This is a genomic window from Thalassospira tepidiphila MCCC 1A03514 (assembly GCF_001662875.1).
Taxonomy (GTDB): Bacteria; Pseudomonadota; Alphaproteobacteria; order Rhodospirillales; family Thalassospiraceae; genus Thalassospira; species Thalassospira tepidiphila.
In genome coordinates this window covers 675,661-697,544 of the sequence record NZ_JPVZ01000001.1, presented here as the reverse complement: position 1 = coordinate 697,544, position 21,884 = coordinate 675,661, and the positions used below count along the sequence as shown (strand labels likewise).

Genomic DNA, 21,884 nt, shown 5'->3' with positions numbered 1-21,884 from the left:
CGCTTCTTTAAAGCTTGGTCTTTTGGCGGGGCGGGTCAAGCAATTCGACGGGATTGGGCAAAATAAAAGGGCGGCTGACAAATGGCCAGCCGCCCCGAAAGCGTTAAAAACCGAAACGGAATGCCGGTCTTATGCGTTGCTGAGCCAGGAGGGTACCTGATCCATGTTGATCAGATCGTCAATTTCCTGACGCGGACGGACGATGGCAAAGTTGTTGCCCTTGACCAGCACTTCGGGTGTCAGCGCACGGGTGTTGTAGGTCGACGACATGACCGCACCATAGGCACCCGCCGACATGACAGCGACCAGATCACCGGCCTTGAGATCATCGGGGAGGTCGCGGTCCTTGCCAAAGGTATCACCGGTTTCGCAAACCGGGCCGACCACATCAACCTTGACCTGCTTGTCACCGTCAGTCTGTTCATCGACCGGGATGATTTCGTGATAGGCGCCATACAGTGTCGGGCGGATCAGGTCGTTCATTGCGGCATCAAGAATGACAAAGCGTTTGGCTTCGCCGTCTTTGATATACATGACGCGCGACACCATGATCCCGGCATTGCCGGCAATCAAACGGCCCGGTTCCAGCGTGATGTGACAGCCAAGATGGCCGACGGTTTCGCGCACCATCTGACCATAGGCATCGGGAAGCGGCGGCGTTTCGCCCTGATAGGCAATACCAAGCCCGCCACCAAGATCGAGATTGCGGATATCGATGCCCTCAGATCGCAGCTGTTCAACCAGACCGGCCAGACGTGTAAATGCCTCGCGGAACGGGGCCAGGTCGGTCAGCTGGGAGCCGATATGCATGGCGATCCCGGTAACCTCGATGCCATCCATGGCGGCGGCTTCGCGGTAAACCTCGATCGCGCGGGTCCAGTCGATGCCGAACTTGTTCTCGGCCTTGCCGGTGGCGATCTTTTCGTGGGTTTTGGCATCGACATGCGGGTTGACGCGCAGCGCAATGCGCGCCTTTTTGCCCATGTCGATGGCAACACGGTTCAGCTCAACCAGTTCGGGGATGCTTTCGACATTGATCTGGGCAATGTCGGCGTCAAGGGCTTCGCGCATTTCGGCATCGGCCTTGCCAACACCGGAAAAGATGATCTTTGCCGGGGGCATGCCTGCACGCAGCGCACGGCGCATTTCACCAACCGAAACAACGTCCGCACCCGCACCAAGATTGGCGAGTGTTTTCAGGACTGCCTGGTTGGAGTTTGCCTTAACGGCAAAGCACACAGTGGCATCAAGGCCGTCAAATGCGTCGGCATAGACCTTGTAATGGCGTTCCAGGGTCGCGGTCGAATAGCAGAAGAACGGGGTTCCGACCTTGTCAGCCATTTCCCGGATCGAGACGCCTTCGGCGTAAAGTTCGCCGTTGATATATTCAAAATGGTTCATTGGGCCGGGTAATCCCTTGGATATTCATAACCTTTGTCGGTCGGCGGTTCGAGCGGGCCTTTTTTGCCGCACGCCGCAACTGAAAGCCCCAACATGATGGCCAGCGTGATGACGGTGCCGCGTTTCAACAGGTTGCTGTTCATTTGAGGAACCTTTCCTTTGCGGCCGCAACGGATTCCTTGACCCGGACCGGGGCGGTGCCACCAAAGCTTTGGCGGGCGGCAACCGATGCCTCGACTGTCAGCACATCATAAACCGCATTGGTGATTTTGGGTTCGATGCCTTGCAGGTCTTCAAGCGACAGCTGATCAAGGTCGCAGCCCTTGGTTTCGGCGAGTTTCACGGTCGCGCCAACCACGTGATGCGCGTCACGGAACGGCATGCCAAGTTCGGCCACCAGCCAGTCTGCAAGGTCGGTGGCGGTGGTGTAACCCGCACCGGCCGCGGCACGCATATTGTCGGCAAACACCTTCATGTCGGCGATCATGCCGGTCATGGCGGCAACGCACAGACCAAGATGGTCATGGGCCTGGAAAACCGGTTCCTTGTCTTCCTGCATGTCCTTGGAATAAGCCAGCGGCAGCCCCTTCATCGACAGCATCAAGCCGTTGTAGCAGCCAACAATACGCCCGATTTTCGAGCGGATCAGTTCGGCCGCATCCGGGTTACGTTTTTGCGGCATGATCGAAGAGCCGGTCGAGAATTTGTCAGACATGCCGATAAAGCGGAACTGGGCCGAGCACCAGATGACCATTTCTTCGGCCAGGCGCGACAGATGCATGGCGGCAATCGAAGCAGCATTCAGGTATTCAAGCGCAAAGTCACGGTCCGATACCGCATCGAGCGAGTTCGCCGTCGGGCGATCAAAGCCCAGCGCAGTTGCCGTCATGTGACGATCAATCGGATAGGGGGTGCCAGCAAGGGCCGCAGATCCCAGCGGGTTTTCGTTGATACGGGTGCGGCAATCGGCAACACGCCCGCGATCACGGCCAAACATTTCGACATAGGCCAGAAGATGATGACCAAAGGTGACCGGCTGGGCGGCCTGCAGGTGGGTGAAGCCCGGCATGATGGTTTCTGCGTGGGTTTCAGCCTGTGCAATCAGGGCTTCCTGAAGGCCTTTGAGGCCGACCTCAAGATCGCCAAGCGCAACGTCACGGACCCAGAGTTTGAAGTCGGTCGCGACCTGATCATTGCGCGAGCGCGCAGTATGCAGGCGACCAGCCGCCGGGCCGATCAATTCGCGCAGGCGGCTTTCGACATTCATGTGGATGTCTTCAAGGGCGGCGGAGAATTTGAATTCACCGCTCTCGATTTCTTGAAGAATCTGGTCTAGACCGTTGGTGATCTTTTCGCCATCTTCAGCAGGAATGATGTTCTGCTTGACCAGCATGGCGCAGTGGGCCTTCGAGCCCTGAATGTCCTGGGCGTAAAGGCGTTTGTCAAAGCCGATGGAAGCGTTGATTTCTTCCATGATGGCTGACGGGCCTGCTTCGAAGCGGCCGCCCCAAAGGGAGTTTGCGTTTTTCTGGTCAGTGGCGTTTTGATCGGTCATCGTGATCCGCAGTCTTGGAAAGGTGGGTGTTGTGAAAGCATTGCTTCGTTACGTAAAACTTGGCGTGATTGTCGCCATCTCGGGCATTTATGCAACCCCTGCCTTTGCTGATACGCAATTCCCGCAAGAACTTTCAAAGATGGTTATGCCATCCGAAGGGGGTTCTTTGCCCGAAGATCTGGCGTTTGTCGATGAAAATGGCAACGAGGTCGCCTTTAACAGCCTGAAAGGACAGGTTGTTCTGGTCAATCTGTGGGCGACCTGGTGTGTGCCATGCGTCAAGGAAATGCCCGATCTGGATCGCCTGGCGGTCGAGATGGCCGATAAGCCGTTTCGTGTTCTGGCCCTTAGTCAGGACCGTGGCGGGGCGGATGCGGTCCGCGAATTCTTTGAAACCAATGGAATCGAGAACCTTGATATCGTTCTTGATCCGCGTGGGGCGATTGCGCGCCAGATGGGGGCGCGCGGCCTTCCGACCAGTTTTGTCTATGACGCCAAGGGTGATTTGCGCGGCAAACTTGAAGGCATTGCGCGTTGGGATGCGCCAGAGGTCATTACCTATTTCGATCAGTTGATTGATCAGACGTCCTGAGCGCAAGTGAGCAGTCTTAGGCGTTGCCTTCGATCAGCGACAGAACATCGGCAAGGCGGGGTGCGGCCTCGGCTGCACCATTGTTGGTGGTGGAAAGCGCACCGGTGGCACAGGCAAAGCGCACGGCATCCTTGAGCGGCTGACCACCATGCAGGGCGACAGCCAACCCGGCATTGAAGCAATCGCCAGCGCCCACCGTATCAACAGTATTGACCACAAAGCCCGGAACCATGCCGGTTTGCCCGCCCGATGAATAGAACGCACCATCACCGCCCATTTTGATGATGACGGTTTCCGGGCCCATGTCATGCAGCTTGATGCTGGCGCTACTTGCGGTGGCCTCATCGACCGGATCAATACCGGTGAGGGCCAAGCATTCGCTTTGGTTGGGGGTGACGATGTGGGTCAGGGCCAGCAGGTCGCGCATGACGACCAGATCGGCGACCGGGGCCGGGTCAAGAATGACCTTTGCATTGCCTTCGCGGGCATATTTGATCGCGCAGTCAATGGCCACCACCGGACATTCAAGCTGCAACAGCAGATAGTCGCAGTTGCGCAGGAGTTCCTGTTTTTCATGCAGGTCGTTTCGGGTCATGGTCATGTTGGCGCCACCCACGACCGTGATCATGTTTTCGCCCGCCTCATCGATCGAGATCAGGGCAATGCCGGTTTGTGCTTCGTCGGCGACGATCAGGTTGGTGGTATCCAACCCCTCGGTCGCAAGGGTTTCGATCAGTTGTTTGCCCAGCATGTCATCGCCAAGTTTGGAGATGAAGACAGGGGAAACACCAAGTCTGGCGACGGCAAGTGCCTGATTGCATCCTTTGCCGCCCGGTCCGGTCTTGTAAGCCCGGGAGGAAACCGTTTGTCCCCGAACAGGAAGCTTCGCCACACGGGCCGCAAAATCAAAGTTCGAGCTTCCAACAACTGCAATCGTCATAATCGTCCGCGTTTATAAATGAATTCCACTAAGTTAATGTTGTTCTCAGATCAGGGGTTTAAAGGGCGATGTCGCCAAAATCTATCGAGATCATCAAATTGTTATGGATCCGCGTTGCAGCCGGTCTGTCTGATCAGGCGATCAGACGGTCAGTCAGGGGTGAATTCGTCTGACAAGGCAGCGTAAATGCGCTGGAATTTGGCAAAGCGCGGCTGGTAAGCATCATGGCGGGTTAGGTCAGGTTCAATCACTTCTTCGATTGCGGGTTTGACGCAAACGTCTGCAACCGGTTCCTTGGTCAGGGCCAGTCGGGCCAGTCGGGCAGCCCCAAAGGCCGGGCCCTTGGTCGCGCCCTCATAGCGGGCAAGTGGCTTACCCAGGATGTCGGCAATCATCTTGATCCAGTAGCGACTGCGGGCACCGCCGCCGATCACACCGGGCAGGTCGCACTGGGTTCCGGCCTTGTGCAGACGGGACTTGGCATCGCGGAGGGCAAAGCCGACCCCTTCGAGCACTGCCTGAACCATGGTTTCGCGGGCTGTATCGCTGCCCAGACCAAAGAACACCCCACGGGCATGCGGATTGTTGTGCGGTGTGCGTTCCCCGTTGAGGTAGGGCAGGAACAGGATATCAGACGGGGCGTCGTGCTGTGCCTCGACCCGGTTGAGCAGTGCCGTAATGTCGGCCTCGCCCAGAAGGTCGGCCGCCCATTTCAGGCAACTTGCCCCGTTAAGCAGGACCGCCATCTGGAACCAGTGGTCCGGGATGGCGTGGGCAAAGCTGTGCAGGAGTTCTTCGGGTTTGGGACGGTATTTGTCCGAGGCGACAAAGATCTGCGACGAGGTGCCCAGCGAAATGAAGCCATCGCCATGGGAAACCGCCCCGACCCCGATGCCACCGGTTGCCGCATCACCGCCACCCCCGGCAATGATGACGTCGTCCCGCATGCCCCAACGGTCGACCAATGTTGCGCGCAGCGTGCCCGTGATATCCGATCCCTCGACCAGATGCGGCAGTTGATCGCGGGTCAGGCCACAGGCTTCGATCGCACTTTGGTTCCAGCTTCGGCTTTGTTCATCAAGCCAAAGTGTGCCTGCGGCATCCGACATTTCGGTTGCCTTGTCGCCTGAGAGGCAAAAGCGGATGTAATCCTTGGGCAGCAGGATGGTTTTGATTTTGGCAAAAACATCCGGTTCGTGTTTTTGCAGCCAGATCAGTTTGGGCGCCGTCATGCCCGACATGGTGGCAACACCCGCGCGTTGGCCCAGATCGGGCAGGGCGGCATCAAGTTCGGCGCATTCGCGGGTTGCGCGACCATCATTCCACAGGATCGCCGGGCGCAGTGGCTTGTCATCCGCACCCAGCAAGGTCGCGCCATGCATCTGGCCCGACAGGCCGATCGCGCGGCTTGCGGCAATTGCCGACGGGTTTTGGCGGTGCAAGTCGTCAATGGCGCGCAAGGTTGCGTCCCACCAGTCGGTGGGGTTTTGTTCGCTCCAGAACGGTTTGGGGCTGGATACGCGTAAAGGGACATCAGCCTCGGCAAGGGTGACCGAGTTTTCGTCAATCAGTAGTGCCTTGACTGCCGATGTGCCGACATCAATTCCGAGATACATGTTCGGACGGCCTCCAGAACCGTTTGATTTTTCCCGACATCATGATTGCGCGGGTTAGAGCAAGGTCCATTCCAGATGGTTGGGCCGTGGATTGCAACAAAAAAAGCCGCTGCGGGGCAGCGGCTTTGATGTCGTAACGCCAGTCCTGGCGTGCAACCGCTTAGCGGGTCGGGGTCGGTTCGTCGCCGCTATAGTCATAGAAGCCACGGCCAGCCTTGCGGCCAAGCCATCCGGCTTCGACATATTTGACCAGAAGCGGGCACGGGCGATACTTGGTATCGGCCAGACCATCATGCAGGACATGCATGATCGACAGGCAGGTATCGAGACCAATAAAGTCTGCCAGTTGCAGCGGGCCCATCGGATGGTTCGCACCAAGACGCATCGCGGTATCGATGGACTCGACATTCCCCACACCTTCGTAAAGGGTGTAGATCGCCTCGTTGATCATCGGAAGCAGGATGCGGTTGACAATAAAGGCCGGGAAGTCTTCGGCACTTGCCGTGTCCTTGCCGAGCTTTTTGGTCAGTTCATGAATGGTGCGATAGGTGGTTTCGTCCGTGGCAATACCACGGATCAGTTCCACCAGTTTCATCAGCGGCACCGGGTTCATGAAGTGCATGCCCATGAACTTCGCCGGACGGTCGGTATAGGACGCCAGACGGGTGACCGAAATCGAAGAGGTGTTGGTCGCGATGATCGCTTCCGGGCCGAGCACCGGGCACAGAGCCTTGAAGATCTGTTTCTTGATCTCTTCGTTCTCGGTTGCCGCTTCGATGACCAGGTCACAGTCAGACAGGAAGGTATATTCCGTTCCGGTTGAGATCAGTTTCAGTGCCGCATCTTTTTGCGCTGCGGTAATGATCTCTTTTTTGACCTGACGGTCCATGTTCTTTTCCATCACGCCGATGGCCTTATCAAGGGCATCTTGCGAGATGTCGAGAATTCGGACGTCGTAACCGGCCAGTGCGATCACATGCGCAATACCATTGCCCATCTGACCGGCGCCGATTACGCCAATGGTTTTGATATCTTCCAACGAAGCCATTTGTTCCCCACTCGTCCCCAAGGGTCAAAACAAGAGTATGCGTTGCCTTGACCCTAAAGGGGATCAGATTATTTGTCGAGTTCGCTCGCCAGAGCGGGAAGGGCCTCGAACAGGTCACCGACAAGTCCGTAATCCGCTACCGAGAAGATCGGCGCTTCTTCGTCCTTGTTGATCGCGACAATGACCTTACTGTCCTTCATGCCGGCAAGGTGCTGAATAGCACCCGAAATGCCTACAGCAATGTATAGCTGCGGTGCAACAACTTTGCCGGTCTGGCCGACCTGCCAGTCGTTGGGGGCATAGCCTGCATCAACTGCCGCGCGAGAAGCGCCAATTGCAGCGCCGAGTTTGTCGGCAATCGGTTCGATCAGGTGGAAGTTTTCACCCGAACCCATGCCACGACCGCCAGAGATGACGATGCTTGCGGCGGTGAGTTCCGGACGTTCCGACTCGGTCAGTTCCTGACCAACGAAGGACGACTTGCCAGCATCAGATGCAACAGCAACGTCTTCGATGGATGCAGAACCGCCTTCGGCTGCGACCGGATCAAAGCCGGTGGTACGGACAGTGATCAGTTTGAGGCTGTCGGTCGACTGTACGGTTGCCATGGCATTACCGGCATAGATCGGACGCACAAAGGTATCGGCATCGACAACATCGGTGATGTCGGAAATCTGTGCGACGTCTTTTTTGGCAGCAACGCGCGGCATGAAGTTTTTGCCCGACGAAGAAGCCGAGGTGAGAATGTGGCTGTAATCGCCCGCCAGTTCACCAACCAGACCCGCCATGTTTTCCGCAAGGAAGTGGCCATAGGCTGCGTTGTCTGCGAGGAGAACCTTGGAGACACCTTCGACCTTGGCAGCGGCTTCGGCAACGGCCTTGCAGCCTTCGCCAGCCACGAGAACAGTGATGTCGCCACCGATTTTCTGAGCAGCAGCAACGGTGTTAAGCGTGCCACCCTTCAGTTCGGTATTGTCGTGTTCGGCAATAACAAGAATGCTCATTTGATTGATCCCCGCTTAGATTACTTTTGCTTCGTTGCGGAGCTTGTCGACAAGCTCTGCGACGTCGGCAACTTTGACACCTGCCTGACGGGCTTCCGGTTCGGAAACTTTCAGGGTTTTCAGGCGCGGCGCGGTATCAACACCAAGGTCGGCCGGGCTCAGGGTATCGAGCGGCTTTTTCTTGGCTTTCATGATGTTCGGCAGCGACGCATAACGCGGCTCGTTGAGGCGCAGGTCGGTGGTAACGATTGCCGGAAGATCAATCTTGATGGTTTCAAGACCACCGTCGATTTCACGCGTGACATCAAGCTTGCCGTCAGCAACGACAACCTTGGACGCGAAGGTGCCCTGCGGCCAATCCAGCAATGCGGCCAGCATCTGACCGGTCTGGTTGGCGTCATCGTCAATTGCCTGTTTGCCAAGGATCACGAGATCCGGGCTTTCCTTGGCAACGACTTCTTTCAGGAGCTTTGCAACAGCCAGCGGCTGGAGTTCGTCCTCGGTTTCAACCAGAATGCCGCGATCGGCACCCATGGCGAGGGCGGTGCGCAGGGTTTCCTGGCACTGTTTAACGCCGAGCGACACAGCAACCACTTCGGTGGCGGTGCCCGCTTCCTTGAGGCGGATGGCCTCTTCAACGGCGATTTCGTCAAACGGGTTCATGGACATCTTAACGTTGTTCAACTCAACGCCAGACTGGTCCTGTTTGACACGGATCTTGACGTTGTAATCCACAACGCGCTTAACGGCGACAAGAACCTTCATGACAGACCTGTTCGTTTTTGTTGTCGAAACTGCGGGTTTGCTCCCTGCCAAGGCAGTTTGCGTTGGCCCGCATGGTAATGTTTTCCCCGCGACGCACAATAGGTAGTGCTACGCAGGTTGTCAATTTACGTAAAGGTGTTGACGTTAACGACAACTACTTCACGAAAATCTTGATGCCCTTCGCCGTCTTGATACGGCAAAAATCCGCAAGGGAACAAGGATTTTGTCCGATAATCTTGTTATCACGTCAGTTTATCGGGTCAGCCCGGGCTTCCAGAGAACATCATCCTTGCCGCCATTATTGGCATGGCGGGCGAGAACAAACATGTGATCTGACAGCCGGTTGATATAGCGCACGGCCTCGGGATTGATCGTCTCGATCCCGGCCAGTTCGACAATCAGCCGTTCGGCCCGGCGCGAAACGGTGCGCGCGACATGCAGTTGTGCCGAAAGGGCACTGCCACCGGGCAGGACAAAGGATTTCAGCGGATCAAGGGCTTCGTTGATCTGATCGATCTCGGCCTCAAGGCGTTCGGTTTGCTTGGCGGTGATGCGAAGGGCGGGCCGTTCGGGGTTATCATCGCTGCCATCGCCGGGTGTGCACAGATCAGCCCCCAGATCGAAAAGATCGTTCTGGATTCGGGCCAGCATCTCATCGACGTTGCCGTCCGCATGCAGGCGGGCGACACCAATCACGGCATTGGTTTCATCAACGGTGCCATAGGCCTCTACGCGCACATCATTTTTGGCAACGCGCGTGCCATTGCCAAGGGCGGTTTTGCCCTTGTCACCGGATTTTGTATAGATACGAGTCAGTTGAACCATGTGCCGTCCGTAATCCTGGTTTGTGTGTTCAAGGCGTATGCCTGGCTTAGGAACCGACCGCCATCAGCGACAGAATGAAAAGTAGCAACAGGGCCAGGCCCTGCAAAAGGACGCGCATTTGCATCAGTTTGTTTTGTTTGCGCGCATCCTTGCCGCGTGCCATCGAAACGATGCCCATGATCAGGACCCCAGCGACAGCTGCCATCGCAAGCAAAACACCAATCTGTAAAAAACCAGCCATTCCTGTTTCTTCCCTGTTTCTGCCTGCTGCCTTATACCCCGCCCGGCGGCGACATGCTGCGCCAAATGCACGCAACAGGCAACCAGACGATGGCAATTTTGGCAATTAGTCGATGGTTTCGTTTGCCGCAAAGCTGCGACGGTCGATTTTGAATTTCTTGATACGCGAGGCCAGCGTGGTTGGTTTGATATCGAGAAGGGCGGCCGCACCATTTTCCCCAAACACCTTGCCCTTGGTCATGGTCAGCGCATGGATGATGTTGTCATATTCAGTCTGGCGCAGCTCACCCCGGGTCAGTACGGTTTTTTCAGGTTTGCTGTCGGGCTCTGTCGTCGGCGCTGCTAATTTGCGGCTGTCGCGCCCGCCCTGTTCGGGCAGGTCGAAATGAAGCTTGCCGTCATGGGCCAGGATCGCAGCGCGTTCGATGACGTTTTCCAGTTCACGCGCATTCCCCGGCCAGCCATAGTTTTGCAGGGTGCGGACTTGCCCCTTGGTGAGTGTCGGCTGGGCGATATTAAGACGCTGACAGATATTGCGCAGGAAGTGCGATGCAAGCGGCGGGATATCGTCGGGCCGTTCGCGCAAGGGGCGGCATTCAATCGGGAAAACGTTGAGACGGAAATACAGGTCTTCGCGGAAACGTCCCTGACGGACTTCTTCCTTTAGGTCGCGGTTGGTGGCGGCAATCAGGCGGACATTGACCTCGCGTGTGCGTTCTTCGCCGATGCGTTCGAACTTCTGATCCTGCAAAACACGCAGCAACTTGCCCTGAAGTTCCAGCGGGATTTCCCCGACTTCATCGAGAAATAGCGTGCCGCCATCAGCCAATTCAAACCGCCCGACACGATCACGCACGGCACCGGTAAAGGCACCGCGGACATGGCCGAAAAATTCGCTTTCAAACAGTTCATGCGGGATTGCAGCACAGTTCACGCGCACCAGAACGCGATCGGATCGCGCGCTGGCCTGATGGATGGCGCGCGCAATCAGTTCCTTGCCCGTACCGGATTCACCAGTGATCAGAACGTTGGCATCGGTGGGCGCGACAAGGTCGATCTGTTTGAGTGCGCCCTGAATGGCATCGGACTGGCCGATGATTTCATGGTGGTTGTTGGTTGAAAGGATTTCTTCCTGCAGATAGGCGTTTTCAAGCTCCAGCCGTTCACGCAGCCGGTCGACCTCGGCAAGGGCGGCGTGCAGCTTTTCCTCGGCAATTTTACGTTCGGTGATGTCGCGAAAAACAATCACCGCCCCGATCACCAGCCCATGGTCACGGATCGGGGTGGAGGTATATTCCACCCGGATGGGTTTGCCGTCGCTGCGCCAGAAGACCTCGTCATCAACCCGCCTGACGATGCCTTCGCGAAACGCGTTGTAAATCGGGCATTGTTCGGCGTGATAGGGATCGCCATTGACGTGCGAATGGTGGATGATCGAATGGATTTCGCGGCCAACCAGTTCCTCGGCCGTCCAGCCCAACATGCGTTCGGCCGCCGGATTGACGAATGTCGTGATGCCGTCGCTGTTAACCCCGTAAATGCCTTCGCCAGCGGCACCCAGGATCAGCTGGTTTTCGCGTTCAATCTCGCGGAAAAACCGTTCGGCACGGCGCCATTCGGCGATGCCTTCGCGAAGGTAATCATCGGCCTCGGAGTCCACATCGCGACGATGGCGGGCATCGAGATCGGAAATCGTGACGGTCAGATAGTCTTCGCCGTCCAGAATGAGCGGCCGGGCTTCGTGCTCGAGTTTCAGTTCCGTGCCGTCCGGACGGGTCAGGTCCAGCCCGCGGGTCCAGGCAAATCCGTGATAAAAGGCGGCCTCGCTAAATACGACCAGACTGGGCACCTGACCTTTGTGCAGCGCACTCATCGAGGTTGCCAGAAGTTCTTCGATGCTGCGCCCCAACAGGTTCGCAGCGGCCTGATTGGCGAAGACAATCCGGTCCGTTTTGGGGTGAATGAGCAAGGTTGGATGGGTGTGGGCGAGCAATGCCTGCAAGTGCAGGTTTTCAATCATCACCGGTAGGGGATTGATTTCACTGATCCTCATCACACACTCCTACGAAATATCGTAATATTTACTACGATATTTCGTGAATTACGATTTTTCGTATGTGGCTAGCGTCTCATTCAAAGGCGCAAGAGTCCAGCGTTTTCAACGAAAAATGACGCATTGCACAAAATGGCACGCCCGTTGCTGTAGGGACTGTGAACATCTGGTGCTGCCTTTCTGGCGGCGTAACAACACAGGGGGTGATCACATGTCAGTCAAAAGTCTGGGCAATCCATTTAGTGGCGATACCGATCTGCGTCACAGCAAATCATGCGGCTGTGATGTCTGTTCGTCAAAAGATGGGCATACACATGCATCACATAAAGACCATGACCATTGCGTAAAACACGATTTGGCCACCATGCCGGCCCATAGTGATATGGGCGATATGGATGCCAAAACGCCGGAAAGCAGCGAAGAAATGCTTGATCGTGCCATCGACAGCGCAATTGTGCGTTCGGTGTTTGGTCACAACGATATTTCGCGTCGTTCGTTTGCCAAGATGGTCGGTGGCAGCACCATGATGGCAGCCCTTGCCTCGGTCCTGCCAATCGACAAGGTCAAGGCGGCCATCCTTGATGATCTGGGCACGCCGGAAAAATCCAAATTGAATATCGGCTTTGTGCCGATCACCTGCGCAACGCCGATCATCATGGCCCAGCCGATGGGCTTTTATGAGAAATACGGCCTTGATGTTGATGTCATCAAGACAGCCGGTTGGGCGGTCGCGCGTGACAAGTCATTGAACAATGAATATGACGCGTCGCACATGCTGACCCCGATGCCGCTGGCGATTTCGATGGGGGCCGGTTCGACCGCAACGCCGTTCCTGATGCCGGCCGTTGAAAACATCAATGGTCAGGCGATTGTCCTGCATAACGATCACCTTGATAAACGTGATCCCAAGCAGTGGAAGGGCTTCAAGTTCGGTGTGCCGTTCGAATATTCGATGCACAACTTCCTGCTGCGTTATTACGTCGCCGAGCATGGCCTGGATCCGGATAAAGACATCCAGATCCGTGTCGTTCCGCCGCCCGAGATGGTTGCAAACCTGCGTGCTGGTAACCTTGATGGTTATCTGTCACCGGATCCGTTTAACCAGCGTGCGGTTTGGGAAAAGATCGGCTTCCTGCACACGCTGACCAAAGATATCTGGGAAGGCCATCCGTGCTGTGCATTTGCATGTTCCAAGGCGTTTTCAGAAGAACTTCCGAACACCTATGGCGCGCTTTTGAAATCCATCGTGGACGCGACCCAGTACGCCGCCAAGGCGGAAAACCGCAAGGAAATCTCGGCTGCCATCGCACCGGCCAACTATCTGAACCAGCCGGTTCCGGTGATCGAGCAAGTCTTGACCGGCCGTTACGCCGATGGTCTGGGCGAAGTGAAAAACGTCCCGGATCGCATCGATTTCGATCCGTTCCCGTGGCACTCGATGGGTGTCTGGATTCTGACCCAGATGAAACGTTGGGGCTATATCGAGGGCGATGTCGATTACAAGAAGATCGCCGAAGAAGTCTATGTCGCGAGCGATTGCGCCAAGATCATGAAAGAGCTTGGCTATGAAGCGCCGACCGAGACTTACAAAAGCTATACCATCATGGGCAAGACGTTCGATCCCGATCAGCCTGAAGCCTATGTCAACAGCTTTGCCATCGGCAAAGGGGTAAGCTGATATGCTGGCATCGCTCAATGCCAGGGCGTTGGTGTTGTCACTTGTACTGCTGGCGGTCTTCCTTGGTCTTTGGGAGGCCGCCAGCCCAAAACAACAACTCGCTGGCGAACTTACGGAATATGAACTTCTGATGGGCGGGGCAGAGCCAAAGGCCGCTGTGCCGCCCCCCTCGGACGTGATCGCCAAGGCATGGGAAGAGCTCAGCAATCCGTTCTATGACGCCGGTCCCAACGACAAGGGCATTGGTATCCAGATCGGTTATTCGCTTTATCGCGTGTTGAGCGGTTATTTCCTTGCGGCGGCAATTGCCATTCCGGTCGGATTCCTGATCGGGATGTCGCCCTTGATGTACAAGGCGCTTGATCCGTTTATTCAGGTCCTTCGCCCGATTTCCCCGCTGGCATGGATGCCACTTGCGCTGTTTGTCATTCAGGACAGTCAGGCATCGGCGATCTTTGTGATCTTTATCTGTTCGATCTGGCCGATGTTGATCAACACAGCCTTTGGTGTGGCCGGGGTTCGCAAGGACTGGGTCAATGTGGCGCGCACCCATGAACTGGGCCCGCTCAAAACCGCCTGGATCGTCATCTTGCCGGCTGCGGCACCGACCATCCTGACCGGCATGCGGATTTCAATCGGCATTGCATGGCTTGTGATTGTCGCAGCCGAGATGCTCGTGGGCGGGACGGGGATTGGCTACTACGTCTGGAACGAATGGAACAACCTTGATCTGACCAGCGTGGTGTTCTCGATCCTGATGATCGGTGTTGTCGGCATGTTGCTTGATACCGCCTTTGCCTACTGCGCACGTCTTGTGCAGTACCAGGAATAAGGAGACCTGATATGTCGAAACCATTCCTGAGTTTGCAGAACCTGACCAAACGTTTTCAGGCACCCAAGGGCGGTGAAGCCCTGACGGTGTTTGAAAACGTCAATCTGGGGATCGAGAAGGGGGAGTTTGTTTGCATCATCGGCCATTCCGGCTGTGGCAAATCGACAATCCTGAACATTCTGGCTGGTCTTGATGAGCCGACCGAAGGGGCGGTCATCATGAATGGCAAGGAAGTGTCGGGTCCCAGCCTTGATCGCGGGATCGTGTTTCAGAACTATTCCCTGCTGCCGTGGTTATCAGCGCTTAAGAACGTCACCTTTGCCGTTCAGGCCCGATACAAATCCTGGAGCAAGAAACAGGTTCACGATCATTCGATGAAGTATCTGGAAATGGTCGGGCTGGCTGGCGGGGCAGAGCTTCGCAAGCCGTCGCAATTGTCGGGTGGGATGCGTCAGCGTGTGTCGATCGCGCGTGCCTTTGCGATCCAGCCGGAATTGTTGCTTTTGGATGAGCCGTTCGGGGCCCTTGATGCCCTGACCCGTGGCAGCATTCAGGATGAATTGATCCGCATCTGGTCGGGATCGGACCAGACGGTGTTTATGATCACCCATGATGTGGATGAAGCCATCCTGTTGGCTGACCGTATTTTGCTGATGACCAACGGGCCCTATGCCCGTGTCGCAGAATCGGTTCAGGTCGATATCCCGCGCCCGCGCGAACGGGCCAACATCATTCACCATTCCGACTATTACGACATCCGAAACCACTTGGTCGAATTCCTTGCCACCCGCTCAAAGGCGCTTGCCGGCAAGCAGGAGGAAGGCACGCCAAGCGAGCCATCCATCGTGCGTTTTGGCGCACATGGGGTGGTTTCAGATCCCAAAGACAACCGCAAACCGGCCACCAGCCCGGTGGAATAAATCACCTGCACGCTGATTACTTAGAAGGAGAAAAGCTGTGAAAAAAGCAGATGTCAAAGAAATGATCATCGAAGCCAAAAAGGCCAAAGGCCTTGGCTGGGAAGAAGTTGCCAGCAAAATCGGCATGTCGCCGGTGTGGACGACTTCGGTCTGTTTTGGCATGAATTCCGCGCCAAAGGACAAGGCCGACATGCTGGTCGCCCTGTTTGACCTGCCGCCTGAAGCATCGGCTGTCATGCAGGAATGCCCGATGAAGATCTGGGATCAGGCCGTGCCGACCGATCCTGCGATCTATCGCCTGTATGAAATCGTTGGTGTGTACGGCGAAACCATCAAGGAAATCATCCACGAGAAATTCGGCGATGGCATCATGAGCGCGATCGACTACGAAATGTATATCGAACGCAAGGAAGACCCGAAGGGCGACCGCGTTGTCATTACCCTTGATGGTAAATTCCTGAAATACCGCGCCTGGTAATTCAAGCCAATCGGTGGTTCGCAGTCACCTGGTACGAGCAGTCGCAGAAGACGAAACCGGTCTGTTTTAAGCAGGCCGGTTTTGTTTTTTGCAAGGTTCCAAAGCAGCGAGCACCGGACTGGAAACAATAAGTTGCCAGATTTCCGGTGGCGCATTTCGAAGGATCATCTAAATGTTATGGTCAACACTATAACGATTTCAAAAGGGCTTTATCATGGCTGATCTGTCGAGCTTCGAGATTACCAAACGCTGGCCTGCGCAAAATCCGGACGTTATCCAGCTTTATTCCCTGCCGACGCCCAACGGGGTGAAGGTTTCAATCATGCTGGAAGAAACCGGTCTGGACTATGAGCCGCATCTGATCAATATCGGTGAGGATGAAACCTGGACCCCGGAATTTCTGTCGCTGAACCCGAATGGCAAAATCCCGGCAATCATTGATCCGCATGGACCGAATGGCAAACCGCTTGGTCTGTTTGAATCGGGTGCGATCATTCAGTATCTGGCGGAAAAGACCGGCAAGTTGTTGCCTGTCGATCCGGCCAAACGGATCGAGGCGATCCAGTGGGTGTATTTCCAGATGGGCGGGCTTGGCCCGATGTTTGGCCAGCTTGGCTTCTTCCACAAATTTGCCGGCAAGGAGATCGAGGACAAGCGTCCGCTGGATCGGTATCGCAAGGAATCAAAGCGGCTTCTGGGCGTGCTTGAAACCCGCCTTGAGGACCGTGACTGGATCATGGGCGATGAATACAGCATTGCCGACATTGCGTCGCTTGGCTGGGTGCGCAACCTGATCGGTTTCTATGACGCGGGTAGTCTTGTTGATTATCACGAGTTTAAAAACGTTCCGGCGTGGCTGGAGCGCGGCCTTGATCGGCCGGCCGTTCAGCGTGGACTGAACATCCCGGCCCGCGATTAATCCCCGTTGATTTTGACCGGATGGAGACAAATGCTTTTCATCCGGTCAGGCTGGCCTTAATTAGGAGGGCATTCATTGTCCCACGAAGTTAAGAGACTAATTCATGACCAGCCGCATCAAGGACGCCGCCCTTGCCCAACAGATCACTGACGAGACCCTTGCCTGGCGCGAGGTGATTTGTCCGGTGACGGCGAAATACGGAAACTATGTTGCCAAGCGTGATCTGCGCGACAAAACCATCGTCAGTTTCCAGCACGTTCTTGAAGATACCATTCCCACCTTGCTGCCGTTTGTGAAGGCCGGCGCCAAGGTCAAGGTTGGCGCATGTAACCCTGACAGCACCGATGACGCGGCCGCCGCCTACCTTGCCGCCCATGGGGTCGAGGTCCATGCCTTTTCCGGCATGACGCCCGATGAATATGCCCGAAGCATCGATATCCTGTCGTCCGAGCCCGCAGACATCATTGCTGATATGGGCGGGGAGCTGATTGAGGCGTTCGTGAAGAAGGGCCACAAGGTCGATGGCGCGCTTGAAGCGACCACGACTGGTGTGCATCGCGTTGAGAAGCTTGATTATTCCTTCCCGGTCTTTAACTGGAACGATATCGCGATCAAGGATCGCCTGCATAACCGCCACCACGTGGCACAGGAAATGTGGCCGGTCTTTTCGAATGTCACGGGGCTTGCGCTTTATGGGCGCACGGTTCTTGTGATCGGCTTTGGCCCGGTCGGGCGTGGTGTGGCCGAACGGGCGCGCAATCTGGGTGCGGTGGTGTCTGTCGCCGAACGCGATCCGGTCCGTGCCCTTGAGGCGCAGCATCATGGCTGCCGGGTTGTCAGCCTTGAAGATGGCCTGAAAGAAAACGCAATCATTGTGACCGCCACCGGCCTTTCGGGCATTCTGGGTGCGGCGCAGATCAAGCAGTGCCGTCGCGGCGCGATCCTGGTCAATGTCGGGCATTCCAATACCGAGATTGACGTCAAATGGCTTGATACCCAGACGCGCACGAAAATGCGCCGCCATATCGAACGGTTCGAGCTGGATAATAGTCGCGAGGTGTATCTGCTGAACCGGGGCAGCTTGCTGAACCTCGCCCCCGGCATGGGGGGATCGGGCAAGGATCTGTTTGATCCGTTCTCGGCCATTCTGATCCGCGGGATCGACTGGCTGGCATCGGGCGGGGCGACGTCGTTCAAGCCGGGCTTTTATGCCTATCCGGAAGATGTCGAACGCGAAATTGCCCAAGCGATCCTGCAATCGCACAGCTGATCTATTTCGCTGAACTGACGAATCGCAACGAACCACCCAGTGCGGTCTGGTAACCTTAACGGGTTGATGTCGGGGCGCGCGCAAATATTTGCGCTCAATCGCCCACGGCATCACTCATTTGAGGATGGAGGCCGGTCATGAGAACGATTTCAAAGGTCTTTGTTGGGTTCGTTCTGGCGGTGACCGGTATCTGGCTGGTTTCAAATCCCGATCTTTTTGCGGCATCCAGTTTCATCAGCCTTCGCCATTTCATGGTCCAGTATTCTGGCTTCCTTGCGATCAGCATGATGAGCCTGATCTTGTTGTTGTCGGTTCGACCTGTGTGGCTGACGCGACGGTTGGGCGGCTTGGACAAGGCGTATCGCCAGCACAAGTGGCTTGGCATTGCTGTGCTTGTCGTCGCGACCCTGCACTGGGCCTGGCGGATGGCACCGAAATGGGGTGTTGCACTTGGCCTTCTGGAGCGGGGGCGGCGTGGACCGAGGCCCGATGGGGCGGGCCTGCATTGGGCGCAATCGTTGTTTAATGAGCAGCGCGGGCTGGCGGAAACGGTCGGGGAATGGGCGTTTTATGTTGCCGTTGCCTTGATCCTGATCGCGTTGATTAAGCGCATTCCGTATCGCTGGTTTGCCAGAACACACACGGTTCTGGCCGTGATCTATCTAGTGCTGGTTTATCACAGCATCGTTTTGCTTGATTTCACCAACTGGGCAACACCGGTTGGCTATGTTTTGGCGGTGATGTTGCTGGTGGGCACGGTGTCATCCATCATTGTTCTGTTTGGCCAAATCGGGGCCGGGCGCCGATCCACCGGCGAGGTGATCGAGGTTGATTATCTTCCGGAGATGAAATCGCTTCAGATCGCGATCAGATCAGATGGCGGTTGGAAAGGCCACCTTGCCGGGCAGTTTGCCTTTGTCCGGTTTGGCAATAGCAACGAAGCGCATCCGTTTACCATTGCGTCTGCCTGGCGTGACGGGGTTCCGGGCCTGACCATTATCGCCAAGAAGCTCGGCGACTATACCAACACGCTTTACGAAACATTGAAGCCGGGCGACCGGGTGGCGCTTGAGGGTCCTTATGGCACCTTTGTACTGGATCGGGAAAAGCTCCATCAGATCTGGATTTCCGGGGGTATTGGACTGACGCCGTTTGTTGCCTGGCTTGAAGATCTGGTGGCCAATCCGGCAAAGCTTGAGATCGATTTTTATCAGGTTGCGCCGCATTGCGATCCCGAATTGATGGCGCGGATCAACGATCTGGCCGGGCGTGCCGGTGTTCGGTTGCGTGAATGGCGCGATGCGCGTGATGGTTTTCTGACCGGCGAGAAAATCCGTTCTGATGTGGCCCATTGGCAAGAAGCCCAAGTCTGGTTCTGCGGGCCGCGCCAATTTGGCGAAGATGTCAAAAACGATTTGGTCGCAGCCGGATTGCACAGCTATGCCTTCCATCAGGAGCTGTTTGATTTCAGATAGGAAAACCAGAGTTTGGCGTTGAATAGAGTGCGGGCGGTCCGTGATGGAACCGCCCGCTTTTCGTTTGCTCGTTATCCTGATTGGTTTGGCAATGCCTAGGATTTGTAACCGATCCGAAGGTTGCCCCACTGCTCGCCATTGACCATGATCGGCACGTCGCATTCCTTCATGAAGACGACGGTATTGCCCATGTCACGGAAATAGGTCTGCAGCAGGTGGGGCTTGGTGTTGCGCCCGGCCATCAGACCGGCACGGTCATCAAAGATGCGCCGGTTGCGGCAGTTGCCCATATTCCAGGCGGGTTCGCCCGGTCTTTGCGGTTGGCTGTAAACCTTGTTGTGGGTCGGCAGATAGCCGTTGGTATCCACCCCGGCGGCAAAGACGATATGTTCGTCCTTTGCAAGAATGGCTTCTTGTAGCGGGGTGAAATTGCGGTCAGTGAAGGGCACATACGGCGTCATGAACTGCTTGGGATCGGTGCCGTCAATCGGCTCGTACCGGGTGTTGAACAGATCATCATGGGTGAATTCGTGACTGCGCAAACCGCCTTCAAGAACCTTGCCCAACTCGCCGGCCAATTGCTTGCCGAGGTCGGCAATCTTGGCGTCATGTTCGTGGGTTTTCTTAAGCAATCCCAAGATGACCTTGGTTGCTTCGTCGTCGATTTCGGTGAACTGGATGTGGGTTCCGAGTGTCGAGTACGCTTTGACCGTCCCCTTAAGCCGGGTGCCGTCGGTCATCGTGATCGTGATTGCTTTGTTGCGGTCATCTTCGCTGGCATCAATACGCGCAAGCAGGCCGGCAAGCGACATGTCTGCGGTGACACCCTGGCGCACATCACCGTTGCCGAAGTCGACCTTGATATCAACTGCAATCGGAACCCGTTCTTCGTGACGGCGGTTAGTGTTGTCTGCACTGCGCAGAACCATGCGGAAGCGCGTTTCCATTTCGTTGATATCATTGCGGATATTCGAAGACAGAATGCGAAGGTTTTCCGCCGTCTGGCTGGCATTGTGCGACTTGTGGCTGGCCAGTTCGATGTCGCCGGAAATGCCCTGCATGTGGGTGGAGACTTCCTGCGCACTTGTCGAGATTTCGGCAATCGCCGCTGTTTGTTGCTCGACCGATGCTGAGATATCGCTTGAAAGCTGGCTGACTTCGTCAATCGCGCCGCCGATGCCCTCAATCGCGGTAACCGCCTCGGATGTGGCGCCCTGAATGGCGGTGATCTGGGCGTTGATATCAAGGATGGCTTTTTCGGTCTGGGTGGCGAGGTTCTTGACCTCGTTGGCGACGACCGCAAAGCCCTTGCCAGCGTCGCCGGCGCGCGCGGCCTCGATGGTGGCGTTGAGTGCCAGCATCTTGGTCTGATCGGAAATGCGTTTGACGATATCAACAACCTTGCCAATCTCGGTCGCGGTTTCCGACAGGCTGCCCATGGTGGTGGATGTTTCCTGGGCGCGGGTGACGGCCTGACTGGCAATGTCATTGGTTTTGTGGATGCGTTCGGCAATTTCGTGGCTGGATGCCTGCAATTCCTCGGTCGCGGATGCCACGGTTGCGACATTGCTGCTGGCGACTTCCGTGGTGGCAGTGATGCGTTCGACCAGTTGGGACAGTTCACTGGCGTCACTTTCCATGGCCTGCGCCACGTCATTGGTGCGCCCGGCCTGGAAGCCGACCTCGGAAATGATGTTGTCGGTTTCGCGTTCAATGATTTCCGACATCGACTGGATTTCAGAGGCGGAGCGCTGGTTGGCCAAAACGGTCTGGCGCGCCGATATCAGGCTGCCCATATCCGCCATCAGCAGGCATCGCGCCGCATCAGCCGCGGCAGTGCCGCCCTTGGACCGCGCGGCAAGCGTTGCGCAAAGTGCTGAAACCTTGTGGTAGGCCAGTACAATATGATCGGGAGCCAGTCCGATGACCGCATTGGCCAGAACATGCTCGTTAAAGCATTGGTTGAATGCATCGGAGCTGTTTGCATTGATCAGTGTTGCAAAACGTCGGGACAGTTCGGCAACATGATGTTGCGGATCACTTGGCGCAGCACTGCTTTGCCCGGTCCCCAACAGTTCGGTGACCAGATTTTCTGCAAGCTGTTCTCCATGTTGCGCAAACAAATCCGTGGCGGCATTTATACGCGCATAGATTGTACTTTCTGGCATTGCAGAGCTGTGATTCATTTGCCATTCTCTCCCTTATTCCCGGCGGACCTTTTGGCCCGATTTTTTCACAGACTTTCAGTGGTCTGTGTGTGCTTTTGGGGAGTG

Annotated in this window: 20 protein-coding genes; 8 read left to right on the top strand and 12 right to left on the bottom strand. The window is 56.2% G+C overall.

Annotated elements, in window-relative coordinates:
• Nucleotides 1-129 precede the first annotated feature (129 nt).
• The 3 genes from lysA to argH are packed head-to-tail and all read right to left on the bottom strand — an operon-like array spanning nucleotide 130 to nucleotide 2,956.
• Nucleotides 130-1,401 (bottom strand): diaminopimelate decarboxylase, encoded by a 1,272-nt coding sequence (lysA, locus tag TH4_RS03130; RefSeq protein ID WP_008889158.1) that lies wholly within the window; start codon nucleotides 1,399-1,401, stop codon nucleotides 130-132.
• The gene (gene lptM / locus TH4_RS20750) at nucleotides 1,398-1,544 is read right to left on the bottom strand and encodes an LPS translocon maturation chaperone LptM (protein WP_165374891.1); all 147 of its coding nucleotides are present in this window, start codon (nucleotides 1,542-1,544) and stop codon (nucleotides 1,398-1,400) included. The genes lysA and lptM overlap by 4 nt, the downstream gene beginning before the upstream one ends.
• Complete coding sequence (gene argH / locus TH4_RS03125) at nucleotides 1,541-2,956, bottom strand: argininosuccinate lyase (RefSeq protein WP_064779863.1); 1,416 nt, start codon at nucleotides 2,954-2,956, stop codon at nucleotides 1,541-1,543. Before argH ends, lptM begins: the two co-directional genes overlap by 4 nt.
• 31 nt (nucleotides 2,957-2,987) lie before the next feature.
• Between argH and TH4_RS03120 the strand changes: the two genes are divergently transcribed.
• A complete protein-coding gene (locus TH4_RS03120; protein ID WP_008889161.1) occupies nucleotides 2,988-3,548 on the top strand; it encodes a TlpA disulfide reductase family protein in 561 nt (186 codons plus the stop codon).
• Between the two features lie 16 nt (nucleotides 3,549-3,564).
• Here the strand turns inward: TH4_RS03120 and rbsK are convergent, their stop codons facing one another.
• The 8 genes from rbsK to TH4_RS03080 form a co-directional block, all read right to left on the bottom strand.
• Nucleotides 3,565-4,488 carry a ribokinase gene (rbsK, locus tag TH4_RS03115; protein WP_064779862.1) on the bottom strand — a complete coding sequence of 308 codons (924 nt, stop codon included), beginning with the start codon at nucleotides 4,486-4,488 and terminating at the stop codon, nucleotides 3,565-3,567.
• Nucleotides 4,489-4,637: 149 nt separating this feature from the next.
• Nucleotides 4,638-6,104: a xylulokinase gene (gene xylB, locus TH4_RS03110; RefSeq protein ID WP_064779861.1), complete on the bottom strand. Its 1,467-nt coding sequence runs from the start codon at nucleotides 6,102-6,104 to the stop codon at nucleotides 4,638-4,640.
• A 160-nt stretch (nucleotides 6,105-6,264) separates the two neighbouring features.
• Nucleotides 6,265-7,152 carry a 3-hydroxybutyryl-CoA dehydrogenase gene (locus tag TH4_RS03105; protein WP_064779860.1) on the bottom strand — a complete coding sequence of 296 codons (888 nt, stop codon included), beginning with the start codon at nucleotides 7,150-7,152 and terminating at the stop codon, nucleotides 6,265-6,267.
• A gap of 68 nt (nucleotides 7,153-7,220) precedes the next feature.
• Nucleotides 7,221-8,156: an electron transfer flavoprotein subunit alpha/FixB family protein gene (locus TH4_RS03100; RefSeq protein WP_064779859.1), complete on the bottom strand. Its 936-nt coding sequence runs from the start codon at nucleotides 8,154-8,156 to the stop codon at nucleotides 7,221-7,223.
• Between the two features lie 15 nt (nucleotides 8,157-8,171).
• The gene (locus TH4_RS03095; RefSeq protein WP_008889166.1) at nucleotides 8,172-8,921 is read right to left on the bottom strand and encodes an electron transfer flavoprotein subunit beta/FixA family protein; all 750 of its coding nucleotides are present in this window, start codon (nucleotides 8,919-8,921) and stop codon (nucleotides 8,172-8,174) included.
• A gap of 252 nt (nucleotides 8,922-9,173) precedes the next feature.
• Nucleotides 9,174-9,746, bottom strand: coding sequence for a cob(I)yrinic acid a,c-diamide adenosyltransferase (locus TH4_RS03090; protein ID WP_064779858.1), 573 nt, complete (start codon nucleotides 9,744-9,746; stop codon nucleotides 9,174-9,176).
• A 46-nt stretch (nucleotides 9,747-9,792) separates the two neighbouring features.
• Entirely contained in the window at nucleotides 9,793-9,987 is a 195-nt protein-coding gene (locus TH4_RS03085; protein WP_008889168.1) for a twin transmembrane helix small protein, read from the bottom strand.
• Between the two features lie 105 nt (nucleotides 9,988-10,092).
• Nucleotides 10,093-12,039 carry a sigma 54-interacting transcriptional regulator gene (locus tag TH4_RS03080; RefSeq protein WP_064779857.1) on the bottom strand — a complete coding sequence of 649 codons (1,947 nt, stop codon included), beginning with the start codon at nucleotides 12,037-12,039 and terminating at the stop codon, nucleotides 10,093-10,095.
• A 211-nt stretch (nucleotides 12,040-12,250) separates the two neighbouring features.
• Between TH4_RS03080 and TH4_RS03075 the strand changes: the two genes are divergently transcribed.
• From TH4_RS03075 to TH4_RS03045, 7 genes are all read left to right on the top strand, one after another.
• Entirely contained in the window at nucleotides 12,251-13,717 is a 1,467-nt protein-coding gene (locus tag TH4_RS03075; RefSeq protein WP_064779856.1) for a CmpA/NrtA family ABC transporter substrate-binding protein, read from the top strand.
• Between the two features lies 1 nt (nucleotide 13,718).
• Entirely contained in the window at nucleotides 13,719-14,549 is an 831-nt protein-coding gene (ntrB, locus tag TH4_RS03070) for a nitrate ABC transporter permease (RefSeq protein WP_008889171.1), read from the top strand.
• 11 nt (nucleotides 14,550-14,560) lie between these two features.
• The gene (locus TH4_RS03065) at nucleotides 14,561-15,469 is read left to right on the top strand and encodes an ABC transporter ATP-binding protein (protein ID WP_063088547.1); all 909 of its coding nucleotides are present in this window, start codon (nucleotides 14,561-14,563) and stop codon (nucleotides 15,467-15,469) included.
• Between the two features lie 37 nt (nucleotides 15,470-15,506).
• The gene (cynS, locus tag TH4_RS03060; protein ID WP_008889173.1) at nucleotides 15,507-15,947 is read left to right on the top strand and encodes a cyanase; all 441 of its coding nucleotides are present in this window, start codon (nucleotides 15,507-15,509) and stop codon (nucleotides 15,945-15,947) included.
• A 214-nt stretch (nucleotides 15,948-16,161) separates the two neighbouring features.
• The gene (locus TH4_RS03055) at nucleotides 16,162-16,866 is read left to right on the top strand and encodes a glutathione S-transferase N-terminal domain-containing protein (protein WP_064779855.1); all 705 of its coding nucleotides are present in this window, start codon (nucleotides 16,162-16,164) and stop codon (nucleotides 16,864-16,866) included.
• A gap of 103 nt (nucleotides 16,867-16,969) precedes the next feature.
• The gene (locus tag TH4_RS03050) at nucleotides 16,970-18,136 is read left to right on the top strand and encodes an adenosylhomocysteinase (protein ID WP_064779854.1); all 1,167 of its coding nucleotides are present in this window, start codon (nucleotides 16,970-16,972) and stop codon (nucleotides 18,134-18,136) included.
• Between the two features lie 137 nt (nucleotides 18,137-18,273).
• Nucleotides 18,274-19,611 (top strand): ferredoxin reductase family protein, encoded by a 1,338-nt coding sequence (locus tag TH4_RS03045; RefSeq protein WP_064779853.1) that lies wholly within the window; start codon nucleotides 18,274-18,276, stop codon nucleotides 19,609-19,611.
• A gap of 95 nt (nucleotides 19,612-19,706) precedes the next feature.
• Here TH4_RS03045 and TH4_RS03040 read toward each other — a convergent pair whose 3' ends face one another.
• The gene (locus TH4_RS03040; protein ID WP_064779852.1) at nucleotides 19,707-21,797 is read right to left on the bottom strand and encodes a methyl-accepting chemotaxis protein; all 2,091 of its coding nucleotides are present in this window, start codon (nucleotides 21,795-21,797) and stop codon (nucleotides 19,707-19,709) included.
• Nucleotides 21,798-21,884: the final 87 nt, after the last annotated feature.